Genomic DNA, 15,776 nt, shown 5'->3' on the forward strand with positions numbered 1-15,776 from the left:
CTCTATCTCCCTGTGAACTTGGCTAACCGCTTCTCCCGAAAGGCCGCCGCGCCCTCGACGAAGTCGTCTGTCATCGCGATCAGGGCCACGCCCAGCGACTCGAGCTTGGCGTGGGCGAGCGGAATTTCGCTCGTCAAAGCCGCGACCTCCTTGCCGATCGCCAGGGCAAGGGGTCCGCGGCGCGCCAGGACATCCGCCATCTCACCCGCCGCGTCCGCCAGCCGGTCCGCCGGCACGACCTGGTTGACCAGGCCCCATTCCGCCGCCCGCTCGGCGGTGATCGGCTCACCCAGGAGGAACAGCTCCTTGGCCCGGCTCAGGCCGACGTGGCGCACCAGGCGAGAGATTCCCTGCCATCCCGGATAGGCGCCCAGCGTCACCTCGGGCTGGCCGAGGCGCGCACCCTCAACCGCGATGCGGAGGTCGCAGGCCATTGCCAGCTCCAGGCCGCCCCCCAGCGCGACGCCGTTGATGGCGGCGATCACCGGCTTGGGACAGAGCTCGATGCGCCGGAAGACCTCTTGGCCCAGGTTGCAGAACTCGCGGACCGCCTGATAGTTCTTGGGCTCCATCCATTCCTTCACGTCCGCGCCGGCCGAAAACGCCTTGGAGCCCTCGCCGGTCAGCACCACGCACCTGACGTCTGGATCGCTTCCGACTTCGTCGAGGGCGCCGTCCAACGCTCGCAGCAGTGCTCGGCTGAGCGCGTTCAGACGCTCCGGTCGATTCAGCGTGAGCCAGAGCGAGGCGCCGCGCCTTGCAACTTGAAGGCCGGCCGCCGCGTAATCGTTCATCTGGATCCTCCCCACTTCACGCGGTTGATCAATGCAGCCTCCGAACACCGTCACGAGGATCACCTCGCATCCCGGTCACGAGCACTCGGTGAAGAGCTCCGCCGGCATCGCTCGCACGTGCTCCGCCACCTTGAGCGGGAAACCCACCAGGGCCGCCACCTGGGCCACGGTCACACCCGAGGCCATCTCGACGAGGGTCAGACCCTCCGACCGGAGCTCAAAGACGGCGCGCTCCGTCACCACGGTCATGCGCTGCCCGCGCTGCCGCGCGTCGCGACCGTTGAAGGTCGGCTGCGGAACCGTCGAGATCAGCTTTCGATATTTGCCCTCCTGCAGCACGCGCAGGCGGCCGTCCGTCACCTCCACGCGCAGTCCGCCCGAGGTGAGGGTGCCGCAGAAGATGACGTGGGGGGCGCGTGAGGTGATGTCGATGAAGCCGCCGCAACCGGTCAGCACGTTGCCGATCCAATGGTTGTTCACGTTGCCTTCTCCGTCGACTTCGCCCAGCCCCAGACAGGTGGCGCTGAAGTTGCCTCCGTCGATGAAGTCGAACCAGCTGGGCATCTCGAGGAAGGCTTCCGGATTCTGCGCCACCCCGAACATCAGGCCGCTGAGCGGCACTCCCCCGATCGCCCCCTGCTCGACGAGGAATCGGATCGCCGCCTCGGGACGCTCAGCGGCGATCACCCGGGGGACCAGCGCGCCCATCCCGAACCCGACGTTGACGAGCGCCCCATCGGGCAGCTCCTGGGCGGCTCGGCGGGCCACGATCCTGGCCGCCAGGGGGGCGTCGTCGAGTGACGGCGGCGGGGCGAGCACTCTGGCCTCACCCGAGACGGCGGGATCGCGATCGACCCCCTCGATCTGCTCCTGCATCGGATCGACCACCAGCAGGTCCACCAGCATGCCGGGGATGCGGACGTCCTTCGCCCGCAGGCTGCCCCGCCGGACCAGGCGCTTGACCTGGGCCACGACGACGCCTCCGCTTCCCTTCGCCGCCATCGCCTGGGAGAGGCTGCCGAGGAGCGAGGCCTCCTCCTCGACGGTGATGTTGCCGTCCTCGTCCGCCACAGTGCCGCGGATGAATGCCACGTTGAACCTGGGTGCCGGATAGAAGAGATAGGTCTCCCCCTCCACGGTCACTCGCTTGACGATGTCCTCCTTTGTCCTGGAGTTGAGCTTGGCGCCGGAGTAGAGCGGGTCGACGAACGTCCCGAGACCGACGCGGGTCAAAAGCCCCGGACGGCCGGCCGCCGCCTCCCGGAAAAGGTGGAACATGACTCCCATCGGCAGGTTGTAGGCCTCGGCCTCGCCCGACTGGATCAGCCTCACCGTGTCGGCCGTCTCCTTGGTGCCGGTGAAGATGAAGGCGCCGCCGACCAGGCGCTTGAGCATTCCGTCGCGGGCCAGCATGTCCATGCCCTCGCCGCGGGCGCCGCCGGATTCAACTGGGAAAAACAGCGTCAGATCCCGCGGCTCGCCGGTCGCGTCAAAGCGTCGCGCCAAAGCTTCGAAGAGCAGCGATGGCACGCCGACGCCGGCCGAGCCGCAAAAGGTGAGGGTGTCGCCGTTGGCGACAACGGCGACAGCCTCGTCAGGGGTAACCAGCCTCACAGGGGACCCAGCTCAGGCAAGCTCGACCGTGCTGGGCTCGAAGAACCAGATTGGGTTGGCGTCGAACCTGGAAACGATGTCCTTGCGGACGCCGAACTGGTAGAAGGCCTCGAAGAGCCACGAGTACGGCCCGTGCTGGTTGAGCATTCGTTGAGCCTGCTGCACCATCTGCAGCTGTTTCGTCTGGTCCAGCGTCGTCAGCGCCGTCGTCGCCAGGTCGGAGATCTGCTTGGCTTCGGCCGAGGCGCTCGAGTCCCACTGGAACCGCTTCCTGGCGACAGAGCCACCGGCGGCGAAGTAGGGCAGGGAGTCCGTCCAGCTGGCGAAGTCCAAGGACCACCAGTGAAGGTACGCCTCGAGCTTACCCGCGCGGTTGGCGGTCTGGGCCTCGGAGAACAGCTTCGGGTCCAGGTTGGCGGTGATCCCGACCCGAGCGAGGTCGGACTTGATCTTGGTCGCCACGTCCGGTGAGTGCACGGTGCCGAAGACCTCGTCCGTGCCGAAGGTCAGGGTGAAGCTGAATCCGTTCGGGTTGCCGGCCTGTGCGAGCGCGGCCTTGGCCTTGTCGAGATCCTGCGCCTGGTGCTCGCCGCGAGGCAGGCCGCCGGCCAGCTCGGGAGGCGTGCACGAGCCGATGTAGTCGCCACCACCCTGATAGATGCTGCGGAGACCGTCGTAGTCGATGGCGAACTTGATCGCGTCCCAGTTCGCGGTATTGCGCAGCGCCGGGTTGAGCTGGGCGCTCCAGCCGAGGAAGACGGGAGCCACGGCCCCGATCTTGACGATCGAGATGTCGGGGTGCCCCTGAGCCAGGCTGGCGGCGATGTCGGGGGTCAGGTTGAGCGCCACGTGAGCATCCCCACGCAGGAGCACGTCCCTCTGAGTTCCGGGGTCGGCGACAAAGTTGAAGATGATCTGGTCGACCTTGGGCGCGGGCCCCCAGTAGTTCGGGTTCCGCTTCAGGACCAGCTTGGTGCCCCGGGTCCAGCTGTCCAGCACGAACGGACCCGAGCCCGCCGAATGCTGGTCCAGCCACGGGCCCGCGGTGTCGGTCTTCGCCGCGTCGGCGGCGTTGGTGCCGCCGTGCGCCTTCATCGCCGAGGTCTGGGCCAGGTTGAGGGAAGGCGTGGTCAGGATCGAGAGCAGGCCGACGTTGATACCGTCAAGCGAAAGCTTGACCTGGTTGGGGCCGGTCTTTTCGACCGACTTCACCCCGTCCAGCAGGTACGAACCAGGGCCCTTCAGGTTCAGGAACCGCTGGAAGGACCAGACGAGGTCGTCGGCGGTCGCCGCCGTCCCGTCCGAGAACTTCACGGCGGGGTCGAGATTGAAGACGTACGAAAGCCCGTCCTGGCTGACGTCCCACGTCTTGGCGTAATCGGCGACGAGGTCGCTGATGTTGGCCGCCCGGTAGGTGACCAGCTGGTCGTAGAGCGCCCGGCCGAAGATCGGCCATTCCGGCTCGTAGGCGCTGTCCGGGTCGAGGGTGCGCAGGGAGCCCTGGCTCATGGCCACGAGCAGGGTCTTGGTCTTGGCGGTGGACTGGCCGCCGGTGGCGCAGGCGCTCAGGACCCCGGCCATGAGCGACGGGACGACAGCGGCGGCGATGCTGCGACCCATGAACTGGCGACGCGTGGTGTCGGCGTTCAGCAACGACCGGAGGAAGTCGGCCCCCTGCTCGGAGTCGGGGACCATGCGCTTGGGCTCCCGGGTGCTCTGGCTCACGCTATCTCACCTCTCTGAAAGCCCGGAGAACGCAGTCCGCCGGGCAATTTTGGCCGGATTGCCGATTTACAAATGCTATCAGCAATCTATCTGATATCTGGTACCTTAGTAGCCTCATGAGTGCATGTCAAGCCGCCGGTGGCCCAAAATGCCGTAGCACCGCAAGATTCATGGGAAGGGAACGGTAGGAAATGCAACACGGGCGGCCGCGTCGATCGAAGCTGAGCGATCACGTCGTCCTCCACCTGGCCCGAGAGATCGTCAGCGGCCGGCTGGCGCCCGGCGAGGCCGCTGCGCCGGCGGCGGAGATGGCTGTCGGCTTCGAGATCAGCCAACCGGTGGTGCGGGAATCCATCCACGCCCTGGTCAACCTGGGAATGCTTCGCGTCCACCAGGGCAAGCGCACACAGGTGCTACCGCCGCGCGAATGGAACGTGATGGCCCCGATCGTGCAGCAGGCGTATCTGCTCGAAGGCCGCGCCGACAAGCTCACCGCGCACTTCTACGAGGTCCGGCTGGCGCTGGAGAGCAGGGCGGCCAGCTGGGCGGCGGAAAGAGCTGGGGGGGAGGAGCTGGCGCGGCTTCAACGTCTCGCCCAACAGCTGTATGCCATCTCCACGGGAACCCGAGATGTCGAGGCCTTCTTAGCGGTCGATCACGACTTCCATACGGCTGTCGCCAGCGCGTCCGGGAACGAGGTCCTGCTTGGCGTGCTGCGCAACCTGCAGGTTTTTCTGTCCCGGGCGTGGTCCGCGTCCCGCGTTGCCGCGCAGCACCTGGCCCTCCTGGCCGAGCAGCACGGCGCGATCGCGCGAGCCATCGCCGCCGGCGACTCCAAGGCGGCATCGCACGCGATGGAGGACCACATCCAGTGGGCGATGCAGTTGGAGGCTTCCGGACACGATCGACGCGATTCCCACGCCGGCCGGGTCGAGCTCCAGCCTCGCTCCGCGCCCTGACCGCAAGGCCGTCGCCTTGCGCCCTGTTCAGTAGCCGAGCCGCGCGCTCGCCTGGCCTAGCAGAGTCCGGCCGTCGGCAAACCGCCTGACGTTGTCGCGAACCAGCTCGGCCAGAGGCCCCCGGCCTCGCTCGTCCGGGTTGGCCGAGTGCGGAGTGATGAGGACGTTGTCCATCCCCCACAGCGGATGATCCTTGGGCAGCGGCTCGGGATCGGTCACATCCAGCGCGGCGCCGCCGATCAGGCCCCGCTCGAGGGCGGCCACCAGCTCCCCGGTGCGCACCAGGGCGCCCCTTGCCACATTGACCAGGAGCGCGTGCTTCGGCATGGCCTCCAGCTCTCGCGCACCGATCATGCCGGCCGTCTGGGCGGTCAGCGCACACGCCAGCACCACGCAGTCCGCGGCGGACAGCGCTTCGAGGAGCCTGTCCTGCCCCCAGGTGCCGTTCGCGCCGTCGACTGCTGTTGGATGGCGCCTGACCACGGTCACAGAGACGCGGAACGGCGCCAGCAGAGGCAGCAGGGCGCCGGTGATGCCTCCCGCGCCGACGATGGTGATTCGAGAGTCGTACAGGCTCCCGCCCACAACCTCGATCCAGGCTCGGCGACGCGCCAGGGACGGAATGTCTCGCAAAGAGGCCAGGATCATGGCGAGGGCATGCTCGGCGACCGCCTCCCCGTAGATGGCCTTGGCGCAGGTCCAGAGCCGGCCGTCACCGATCAGTTCGAGGTATCTCTCGATCCCCGCGGACGGGAGCTGGACCCACCGTACGGAGGGAGCCGCCTCGAGCAGGCGGCGCAGCTGACCGGCATCGCGGCCGTACCAGACAAGACCGGTCGCATCGGCCGGTGACGTCAGCACACCACCGCCGGCGACCACTGCCTCGGCGAGCCAGTGAGGAGCGCCCTCAGGCTCGATTGCGATTGATGGAGCGCGCGCCAACGCCGCGAGCATACCGCCTCGAAAACGCAGGCCGCGAGGGCGACCCATGGGATGAAGTCCCTCCGCTCCAGCCCTATCCTTTGGCGCTGAGCCGGCGCTGCACGATCTGCATGCACAGCAGTGCCAGCAGCGCGCCGACAACGATCACGGTGCCGATCGCATTGACCGTGGGGGAGACTTCCGTGCGCAGCTGACTCCACACATAGAGCGGAAGAGTCTCCGTCGAACCGGCGACGAGAAACGTGATCACGAACTCATCCAGGGACAGGGTGATCGCGAACAGAAGGGCCGCCACGATGCCCGGCACCATCAGGGGCAGGACCACCCGCACGAACCGGCCCGTCCACGTCGCCCCGAGATCGCTGGCCGCCTCTTCCAATCGGCGGTCGAATCCATACTGCTGCGCCGCGATCACCAGGAACGCGTAGGGCACGACGTACGTGATATGGCCGGCGATGATCGTCGCGAGCGAGAGCTGCAGATGAATGGCGGTGAACAGCTCCAGCAGGCCGAACCCGACCAACAGCGGCGGTACCACCAGCGCCGCGATCATCAGCTGACGAAGCATCGCTCCACCGATGAAGCGGCTTCGGGTGACGACATAGGCGGCCGGTGCCGCGATGACCACCGCACCGAGGCTGGCGGCCGCCGCCACCTCGAGGCTGGTGCCGATGGAGTGGAGCATGCTGCTGTCGTTCAACAGGCCTCTGTACCAGTCGAGGGTGAAGCCGGTCGGCGGGAAGACTCCGGCTCGTGACGCATCGAAGGAGAACACCACCAGCATGGCGATGGGCATGAACAGGAAGGCGTAAACGCACACCGCGTAGGCGCTCATCAGAATGCTTCGCCGGGGCTTGCGGGCTCCCCCGGCGGCCAACATCGAGCCGGTGCCACCCGCATAGACCTTGCCGAGGTCCGCCGACCGTCCGAACACCGCCATCACCCCGAGCGCCGAAACCAGCACCAGGAAGGCCAGTGCCGAACCGAGGGGGAAGTCCAGAGCCTCGAACAAGGTGACCGCAAGGTTGCCGACCATCGTCCCCCGGCCGCCGCCGAGGAGCTCGGGTGTGATGAACAGGCCGAGGGTCGGCACGAAGACGAAGATGACCGCCACCTGGACTCCCGACGAGGTCAACGGCACCGTGATCCGGCGAAACACCGTCGACGCCGACGCGCCGAGGTCGCGAGCCGCCTCGTGAAGATCCTCACCGACCCGGTCCAATGAGCTGTGGATGGCCAGGATGGCAAACGGCAACGACAGGTACGCGGCCGCAACCACGACCGCACCCGTCGTGTAGAGCATGTGGAGGGGGTGTCGAATCAGGCCGATCTGAAGCAATAGTGAGTTGATGACCCCATGCTCCCCGAGCACGCCGATCCACGCGTAGTTCCGAATCAAGGAGCTGGTCAGGAAAGGAACCAGGATCAGGATGATCAAGAACGTCCGCCAGGTGGAGGTGAAGCGCGCCAGGAAGTACGCCATCGGATACGCCGCGACGACGACGCATATGGTCGTCAGGGCAGCGATCCAGACCGTCTTCACGAGCACTCCGGTGTATGCCGAATCCCGTAGGACTTCGATGTAGTTCGACAGGTTCCAGGTCGGGATCATCTGGAAGTCCCGGAATTGCCAGAAGCTGAAGACGAGCATCATCACGGCCGGGACGAGGATGAAGCCGATCGTCCACAAGCTCAGGGGAATTGCCGGGGCCGCCCTCCTGAGAGCGCCCAGCACCCGAGTCGCCGAGCCCGCGGGGACGGGCACCGGCCGTCCGTTCCGGGCGGCGGTCCGAGCCCTAAGCATCTGCCGGAAGGACGTAGGCGTCATCAGGGCTCCAGGTGGCGACCACGGTCTGCCCCACCTCGAGTTGCAGACGGCGCCACAGGTCGGATGCTCCACCGAAGGCGCGCAGCTTGACTCCGAAGCTCAGCTCCACCACCGCCTCGACATACGCTCCGACGAACAGCACCTCCGTCACCCGGCCCGTCAGGCGGGGCCGCGACCCGTTCTCGGTGGCGGTTCCCGTCTCGAGGCGCACGTCCTCGGGCCGTATGAGCATCACCGCCGGTGTGTCAGCGCCGATGTCGACCCACCTCGCACACTCTGTCGCCTGGCCGTCGGGCAGCCTGACCCTGGCCCGATCGGGCAACGCCTGGAGCAGCTCCACCGGGATGACGGTGTTGTTGCCGATGAAGTTGGCAACCCAGACTGACGACGGACGCCGGTAGACATCCCGCGGCGAACCCAGCTGAACGATGCGCCCTCCGGACATGGCCGCGATCCGGTCCGACATCACGAGCGCCTCTTCCTGGTCGTGCGTCACGTGGATGAAGGCGATGCCGGACTCGCGGTGGATGCGCTTCATCTCCATCTGCATCTCCTTGCGCAGCTTCAGATCCAGGGCGCCGAACGGTTCATCAAGCAGGAGCACGGCCGGCCGATCGACCAGGGCCCGCGCCAGCGCCACGCGCTGCTGCTGACCTCCACTCAATTGGTAGGGCCGCCGATGCCCCAACCCGCCCAGCCCGACCGAACGCAAGGCCGCTTCCACCCGTTCTCGCACCTGCTGGGCCGGCGCACGCTTGGTCTGCAGCGAGAACGCCACGTTCTCGAAGACATCGAGGTGTGGGAACAGCGCATAGCTCTGAAAGACCGTGTGCACATCCCGCCGGTTGGGGGGCACGCGGTCCATCGGCCGCCCGCCGATGTGGAGCGAGCCCTGGTCCTGGGCCTCGAACCCGGCAATGATCCGAAGGGTTGTGGTCTTGCCACACCCGCTCGGCCCCAGGAGCGTCAGGAACTCGCCTTCTCGCACCTCCAGCGTGATTTCACGCAGCACCTGCACGTCCTCAAACCATTTGGAGACCCCATCCAGCTTGAGCACCACCGGGCCGCCTGGCGCCCCCTCGGTGCTCATGTCGCCGAGGGGGGTTGTGGCAACTCGATCGGGGTTCGGCTCCGCCCGGCCGTTGCCTGGCTCGATCGACGGCAATGCGCCACGCGGCTCATGCGGGGGCATCACACCGCACGCCGCCGAGGGACCTCTCGAGCGGAACCCAGAACGTGATCGACAAGGCTATGCCGCCTTGAATTCGTTCCAGACGTTGAGCCACTTCTGGTCGTCGGACGGCGGCGCCAGCTCCACCATCTTCTCGACGACGTCCCAGTTCTCCATGCCCATCGCGGTGACCCAATCGTCGTGGCCGTTGTCCTTGAGCCACTTGACGGCCTTTTCGTTGGCCGACGGGTACTTGACCGCCAGCGCCTGGGCCACCTGCGACTCGGTGCTGCCGTAGTAGTCGATCCACTTCAAGGCCGAGGCCCGGTGGGCCGCTCCCGCGACCAGCATGTTGCCATCAACCCACCCGACTGTGCCCTCCGTCGGGACGATCAGGGAAAAATCTCCGCCGCCCGCGGCCTTGATTCGAAGCACCACGCCGACCGAGGTGGCGAGCCCGAGATCGCCTTCACCAGCGGCCATCAGTTTGGAGAAGTCGCCGCTCGAAGCCGTGAACGCCTTGATGTTGGGCTTCAGGTCCAGCAGCCTCTTTTTGACCTCGCCCAGCTGGGCGTCGGTGAGGTCGAACGGCTTCGGATAACCCAGCCAGACGGCGATGGCGGCGATGGTCTCCTCCGGGCGGTCCATCTGAATCACACGCCCGCGGAACTTTTTGTCCCACAGATCCCAGGCCGACGTGAACGTGGGCACCACGCCCTTGCGCGCGACGATCGGCTCGACCGACCAGGCATTGGGGAACTGCATCATTCGCCCATCCGACGTCAGCCAAGGCTTGAACTTCTGGAACTGTGGTGCCAGTGACTGCGTGCTCGCGAGCTGCGCCATGTCGATCGGCTCGATCAGGTGGTTCTGGTTGCAGATCTGCGGCCAGAAGCCGTCCACCTGACCGACGTCATAGGTCCCGCCGCCGCCCTGCTTGAGCTTCAGGAAGGCCGTGCTGTCGTCCTCGACGTCAATGGCGTTGACCGAGGGGCCGTACTTGCTTTGGAAGCCGTTCATGATCGTCGGAATGTGATACGAGCCGAAACTCAGCCAGTTGACAGGTCCGGTGAGAGCCTCTGAGGTCGCCGGGCTGGAGCTCCCTCCGCACGCGGCCAGCGCCTCGCTCGCACCTCCGAGGGCGAGGAGGCCGCCTCCAACCATCAGGCCCTTGCGAATGAATTCGCGGCGACTCGTGTCCATGCGTTAACTCCTTTTGAATCTTCCGCGCTGGTTCTGATGCCTGACGCCGGACTCTGCCGACCTGGGCGAGTCCTTCGCCTGCCCGTCCCTGATTCCGGCGGGCAGCGCTCCCGTTCGATGGCGGATTTAATCACTCCACGGGCCCGGTGTCAAATATCGCAACGCCTTTGTTACAGTGGTCGATACATCGCCTCCGCCCCTGGAGGCCGCCCGGGTTGATGGAGAGCGGGTAATGGTTCAGCGCGGCGCCCTTTGGAAGCTCGACTGCGACGTGCTCGTCGTGGGTGCCGGAGGCGCCGCCGGGAGGGCTGCCTTGGCCGCTTCGGACGCCGGCTGCCGAGTGGCCGTCGTCACCAAGCGACGCGCCGGCAAGGCCGGAGCCACCGCTGTCGGAGGCCGGATCACGGCCGTCGGCGCCTTCAACTGTGCTCGGCCGGAGCGCGGTGATCACCCCGACCTCTACTACCAGGACATGGCCGCCGCCGCCGCGGGCACCTGCAGCCCGCCCCTGGCGAGGATCATCGCCGATGAAGCCCCCGCCGCCTTCGATCGCCTCAGGGCGATGGGCGTTCCCTTCGTGACCGAGGGTGACGGCCTCCTCCAGGTGACGGGATGCTTCTCCACCCGGCCGCGCTCTTACCTGATCCCCGGTCACGGATTGCCCATCGTGACGGCCCAGACAGAGGAGCTCAGGCGGCGCGGCGTCCCCCTGCTCGACGACTGCAGCCTGGTGGAACTGCTGGTCGACTCCGAGCGGGTGATCGGCGCCGTTGTCTGGCATCCCGAGCGCGGCTTCGGGGTCGCCCGCTGCGGCGCGGTGATCCTGGGCACCGGCGGCGCCGGCAACGTGTTCCCGCTCACGTTCAGCCCGCCTGACGTGACCGGCGACGGCTATGGGGCCGCCCTGCGGGCGGGCGCGGTGCTGGCCAACATGGAGTTCGTTCAATTCGGCTACTCCCTCCTCCATCCGGCCAAGAATGAGTTCGAGTCCTGGGTTTGGGCCCTGCAGCCCAGGGTGCTGAATGGGGAGGGACGCGAGTTCCTGCCCGCACGCATCGGAGGCTTGCCGGTCGCGGACGTTTTCGCCGAACGCTCGACGCACTATCCGTTCAGCGCCAGCAGGCCGGGTTCCCGGATGCTCGACGTCCTCATCCAGAGGGAGATCAGCCGTGGCTCACCCACTCCCCATGGAGGCGTCTGGCTCGACTTCAGCGCCGTGGGCGCGCTGCCCGACGGCCTGTCCCGGTTGTGGCGTATCACCGCCGACTGGTTCCAGTCCCGAGGCGTCGATCTGGAGCACCAGCCGATCGAGGTCGGCCTCGTGGCCCATGCGTTCAATGGCGGGCTGGCGATCGACGAAAACGCCGAAAGCTCCGTCGGAGGCCTGTTTGCGGCCGGGGAGTGCGCGACCGGACCGCACGGAGCTGACCGGTTGGGAGGCAACATGCTCCTCGCGAGCCAGGTGTTCGGCGAGCGCGCCGGGCGTTACGCGGCCGGGGCTCGTGACGTCGCGTCCTGGCCGCGGGTGGAAGACGGGGCGGAGGCCCATCTCGGGCGGCTGCTGGCCGGACGGGCGGCCACCGACCAGCGCCGGCTGCGCCGCCAGCTGCAGCTGCGGATGGCCGCCGCCGGCGCCCTGGGGAGGGAGCGGGAAGGCATGTCTGAAGCCTTGACGTGGGTTCGGGAGGCCCAAGAGGTGATGTCCGGCCTACGCTGGGAGGATCGCACCGGGCCGCTCCTGCTGGATATGAGGAACCTCCTGCTCTCGGCCGAGTCCCTGCTGATGGCAGCGCTGCTGCGCGAGGAGTCGCGGGGGTCCCACTTCAGGACCGACCTTCCCGACCGAGACGACCGCCGCTGGGCAAAGCCGGTCTTCTCGCGGCTGGCCGGGGGGACGGTGCAACCCCTCTCCGCAACCTGGCCGGCGGTGCGCTCCCGGTGAGGATTCTCGATCGCTGCGAACACCATGTGCGGTTCACCAAACCAGGGGCAGAAACGACGCCCGGCGGATTCAAGGAGGAGGCTGACAATTGAAAGCTCAAGCACCCGTCGACGATGCGCTGCTGGCGCGATTCGACAAGCTCTACACGGCGGTGGTTTCGGACGTTCTCGACCAGCTCGGACTGCGGCACCAGGTGATGGCGGCCTCGATACGCCCGCTCTACCCGGAGGCTCGGCTGGCCGCCTACGCCGTGACCGTGAAGGTCGCTCCGGTCCCCGGTGTGCCCGCCAGGCGAGAGGATTACTACAAGGGTGAGCTCCTCGCCATCGACAGCCTCCAACCCGGCCAGGCCATGGTCGTGTCGTCGGCCGACAGCTGCTTTTGGGGCGAGCTGCTGTCCACGGCGGCGCGGGCACGGGGCGCCCGTGGCGTGGTTCTGGACAGTTTCACCAGGGACGCGAAGCGTGTCATCGACATGGCATTCCCGACTTTCTGCCGGGGCATCCACGCGCAGGACTCGCTGGGCAGGGCCGACGTGGCGGAGATCAACGTCCCGATCGTGGCGGGCGGTGTCAGCGTGAACTTTGGCGATCTGCTGCTGGGCGACTATGACGGGGTGGTCGTGGTGCCCGCATCGGCGGCCGCGGAGGTGATCGCCCTGGCCGAGAAGAAGGCGCTCGACGAGAACCGCGTGAGGCCCCACCTCGAACAGGGCATGTCGGCAGCCGAGATGTTCAAGCGCTACGGGGTGCTCTGACGGAGATGGGTGAGGGTCGATTCGACGGACGCGTGGCGATCGTGACCGGCGCCGCCTCCGGCATCGGCGATGAGGTGTGCCGGGTGCTGGCCGCGGGCGGCGCCACCGTGTACGGGGCCGACCTCCGGACCGGCGGCCGGGCAACCGAGGTGGCCGACGTGCGGGACGGCGACGCCATGCGCGCGCTGGCCGATCGAGTCATGGCCCAACACGGACGTATCGACGTGCTCTGCAACGTGGCCGGCATCGGCGCGGTGGGCGACATCACCGCCAATTCGATCGCCGAATGGCGCGCGGTGTTCGAGGTCAACGTGCTCGGCATCGTCAACACGTGCCAGGCGGTGGTGCCGCACATGCGCGCACGCCGATCCGGAGTCATCGTCAACGTTTCGTCGGTGGCGGCGCTGGTCGGCCTCGTCGACCGCGCGCTGTACTCGGCGTCGAAAGGGGCGGTCAGCGCCCTCACGCGAGCGATGGCGGCCGACCACGTTCGAGAAGGCATCCGCGTCAACGCGGTCTGCCCGGGTACCGCCGACACGCCCTGGGTCCAGCGCCTGCTCGACGCCTCCCCGGACCCGGCGGCAACTCGCCGCCGTCTCGTCGCCCGCCAGCCGCTGGGCCGCCTGGCGACCGCGGCCGATGTCGCGGCAGCGATCGCCTACCTGGCTTCAGACGACGCGGCCTTCGTCATCGGCACCGAGCTGGTGGTGGATGGGGGAATCGCCGGCCTTTCGATCCCGCCCCCCGACCCATCCTGACCCGGGGGGACGCTACCCCCAACCAGGCTGGCGCTCATGGTCGCGTGCGTCTGACCGTGTCGCTGTTCGCCAGCAGCGAGGATATCCGCTCGCAGCGGCGCTTCACCGATTCGCCGAGGGCGGCTCGGGTGCTGGGCGGCATCCTCGCCGCGAGGCCTGACACCGAGATGGCGCCGATCGGCTCGCCACCGGTGCCGATGATCGGAGCCGCCACGCAGTAGGCGCCGACCGACATCTCCTCGTCGTCGATGGCATAGCCCCGCGCCCGAACCTGCTCGAGCTCCCGCTGCAGCTTCTCCTCGGTCGTTATGGTGCGTGTCGTGAAGGCGGCGTACGGGGGCCTGCCGGCCAAAGTCGAGCGGCGGGCAGGCTCGAGCCAGGCGAGAATGGCCTTGCCGAGCGCGGTGCTGTGAGGCGGCACCTCTTCGCCGACAGCAGCCGATATCCGGAGGCTGTGCTCCCCGTCCAGGACCATCTCGTACACGATTCGATTGCGCCGGACCGCGGCCAGGTTCGCTGACTCCCCCGATTCCGCCCGGAGCTCGGAGAGGGAGGGCAGCGCCAGGCGCGTGAGCGCCGATTGCTCGGCCCAGGAGGCCAGCTCTCGGATCTGGGGCCCGAGGCGGTAGGTGTGCTGCGCACGCAGGTGCTCCACGTAGCCACGCGACTGGAGCTTGGACAGCATCCGGAAGGCGGTGGCTCGAGAGGAGCTGAGGCCGGCCGCCGCTTCCGCAAGGCTCAGTTCGTCGCGCTTCGCCAGGAGTTCAAGGAGATCCAGAGCCCGCTCGACGGGACCGGATGGTTTCTCTAAGGGCAATAGGGCTCGCTCAGGGTCGCGTTTGAGCGTAGGCACGGCTCGCCGTCCTGTCAAGCGCAACGCCTCGCCGCGCACGAGCTGTCTGGGGCCGCATTAATGTGGACGCGCGCGCGCGTCCAGGGCGGACACGAGTCTGAGCTTCCGAGCGCGAGCACTGCGGTGGGGCCTGTGACTCACTGGGTCACGACCACGGGCTGGGACCGCAGGACGAGCCGGGCGCGCATTCCGACCGTGAAGTCCCCGACATCCGCTGTGGGGAGCAGCACGACCACGCTGAGCCCGCCATCGAGGGCGACCGTGATACGGCTCAGAGCGCCGTGAAACGCGATGGTGATCACGGTGCCGACCGTCGGGTCCCGGTTCGTGTCGCCCTCCAGGTGCCGGGCGAGGCCGATCGCCTCGGGCCGGACGATGGCGATGGCGTCGCCGTCAGGCGTCGACGGGTTCACCAAAGGCAGCCGCACGCCAAGGATCTCGACCGTGTCCCCGGCGACCCGTGCCGGCAGCCGGTTGGACAGGCCGACAAACTCCGCCACGAATGGCGTCTGTGGCCGGGCGTAGACGTCGGCAGGCGAGCCGAGCTGCTCGAGCCGGCCGGCCTGCATGACGCCGATCCGGTCGGAGATCGCGAGCGCCTCTTCCTGGTCGTGCGTGACGAACAGCGTGGTGGTGCCAACCTCGAGCTGGATCCTGCGGATCTCGTCGCGCAGCTGGGCGCGGATCTTGGCGTCGAGCGCGGCCAGCGGTTCGTCGAGCAACAGCACCGCGGGGCGGATCGCGAGCGCGCGGGCGAGCGCGACCCGCTGCTGCTGGCCGCCGGACATCTGGCGGGGGTAGCGGTCGGCCTGCGCTGAGAGCCCGACCAGATCCAGCATGTCCCTGGCGCGGGCCTTGCGCTCGGCGCTGGCGACGCCTCGCATGCGCAGCCCGAACGCGACGTTGTCCCGTGCCGTCATGTGGGGGAAGAGCGAGTAGGCCTGGAACACCATGCCCATGCCGCGCTTGTTCGATGGCATCTGGGTCACGTCCTTGCCGCCGACGATCACACGGCCGCCGTCGACGTCATCCAGCCCGGCCACCAGGCGCAGCGCCGTGGTCTTGCCGCAGCCCGACGGCCCAAGCAGAGCGACGAGCTCGCCCGGCCGCAGCGTGAGGGAGAGCCCGTCGACGGCCGCGACCGAGCCGAATCGCCGCTGGAGGTCTTCCAGCCGCACCTCGATTCCCGCGGGAGCCGTCGACTGCACGCCGGTGTGCGGTTGGATCACG

Annotated in this window: 13 protein-coding genes; 4 read left to right on the forward strand and 9 right to left on the reverse strand. The window is 67.8% G+C overall.

Features of this window, described 5'->3' with window-relative positions:
* Positions 1-2: 2 nt before the first annotated feature.
* The 3 genes from EPN29_11255 to EPN29_11265 all read right to left on the reverse strand — a co-directional run bounded on the left by EPN29_11255 (position 3) and on the right by EPN29_11265 (position 4,133).
* The gene (locus EPN29_11255) at positions 3-794 is read right to left on the reverse strand and encodes a hypothetical protein (GenBank protein ID TAN31783.1); all 792 of its coding nucleotides are present in this window, start codon (positions 792-794) and stop codon (positions 3-5) included.
* Between the two features lie 75 nt (positions 795-869).
* A complete protein-coding gene (locus EPN29_11260) occupies positions 870-2,408 on the reverse strand; it encodes an acyl CoA:acetate/3-ketoacid CoA transferase (protein ID TAN31784.1) in 1,539 nt (512 codons plus the stop codon).
* A 12-nt stretch (positions 2,409-2,420) separates the two neighbouring features.
* Positions 2,421-4,133 (reverse strand): ABC transporter substrate-binding protein, encoded by a 1,713-nt coding sequence (locus EPN29_11265; protein ID TAN31785.1) that lies wholly within the window; start codon positions 4,131-4,133, stop codon positions 2,421-2,423.
* A 191-nt stretch (positions 4,134-4,324) separates the two neighbouring features.
* Here EPN29_11265 and EPN29_11270 point away from each other — a divergent pair, with 191 nt between their 5' ends.
* Positions 4,325-5,092, forward strand: a complete 768-nt coding sequence (locus EPN29_11270) for a FadR family transcriptional regulator (protein ID TAN31786.1) — start codon at positions 4,325-4,327, stop codon at positions 5,090-5,092.
* 27 nt (positions 5,093-5,119) lie between these two features.
* Here the strand turns inward: EPN29_11270 and EPN29_11275 are convergent, their stop codons facing one another.
* The 4 genes from EPN29_11275 to EPN29_11290 all read right to left on the reverse strand — a co-directional run bounded on the left by EPN29_11275 (position 5,120) and on the right by EPN29_11290 (position 10,236).
* Positions 5,120-6,046: a hydroxyacid dehydrogenase gene (locus EPN29_11275; protein TAN31787.1), complete on the reverse strand. Its 927-nt coding sequence runs from the start codon at positions 6,044-6,046 to the stop codon at positions 5,120-5,122.
* 61 nt (positions 6,047-6,107) lie between these two features.
* Positions 6,108-7,862 (reverse strand): ABC transporter permease subunit, encoded by a 1,755-nt coding sequence (locus EPN29_11280; GenBank protein ID TAN31788.1) that lies wholly within the window; start codon positions 7,860-7,862, stop codon positions 6,108-6,110.
* On the reverse strand, positions 7,831-8,952 hold the full coding sequence (locus EPN29_11285; GenBank protein TAN31789.1) for an ABC transporter ATP-binding protein: 1,122 nt from the start codon (positions 8,950-8,952) through the stop codon (positions 7,831-7,833). The genes EPN29_11280 and EPN29_11285 overlap by 32 nt, the downstream gene beginning before the upstream one ends.
* Positions 8,953-9,111: 159 nt before the next feature.
* Entirely contained in the window at positions 9,112-10,236 is a 1,125-nt protein-coding gene (locus tag EPN29_11290) for a hypothetical protein (protein TAN31790.1), read from the reverse strand.
* A gap of 232 nt (positions 10,237-10,468) precedes the next feature.
* Here EPN29_11290 and EPN29_11295 point away from each other — a divergent pair, with 232 nt between their 5' ends.
* The 3 genes from EPN29_11295 to EPN29_11305 all read left to right on the forward strand — a co-directional run bounded on the left by EPN29_11295 (position 10,469) and on the right by EPN29_11305 (position 13,693).
* A complete protein-coding gene (locus EPN29_11295; GenBank protein TAN31791.1) occupies positions 10,469-12,178 on the forward strand; it encodes an FAD-binding protein in 1,710 nt (569 codons plus the stop codon).
* Positions 12,179-12,266: 88 nt separating this feature from the next.
* Positions 12,267-12,935: an RraA family protein gene (locus EPN29_11300; GenBank protein TAN31792.1), complete on the forward strand. Its 669-nt coding sequence runs from the start codon at positions 12,267-12,269 to the stop codon at positions 12,933-12,935.
* 5 nt (positions 12,936-12,940) lie between these two features.
* Positions 12,941-13,693, forward strand: a complete 753-nt coding sequence (locus EPN29_11305; protein ID TAN31793.1) for an SDR family oxidoreductase — start codon at positions 12,941-12,943, stop codon at positions 13,691-13,693.
* Between the two features lie 34 nt (positions 13,694-13,727).
* Here the strand turns inward: EPN29_11305 and EPN29_11310 are convergent, their stop codons facing one another.
* Together EPN29_11310 and EPN29_11315 are read right to left on the reverse strand one after the other, a co-directional pair.
* Complete coding sequence (locus EPN29_11310) at positions 13,728-14,585, reverse strand: IclR family transcriptional regulator (GenBank protein ID TAN31794.1); 858 nt, start codon at positions 14,583-14,585, stop codon at positions 13,728-13,730.
* Positions 14,586-14,683: 98 nt separating this feature from the next.
* Positions 14,684-15,775 carry an ABC transporter ATP-binding protein gene (locus EPN29_11315; GenBank protein TAN31795.1) on the reverse strand — a complete coding sequence of 364 codons (1,092 nt, stop codon included), beginning with the start codon at positions 15,773-15,775 and terminating at the stop codon, positions 14,684-14,686.
* Between the last annotated feature and the right edge of the window lies 1 nt (position 15,776).

The organism is bacterium (assembly GCA_004299235.1).
GTDB lineage: Bacteria > Chloroflexota > Dormibacteria > Dormibacterales > Dormibacteraceae > SCQL01.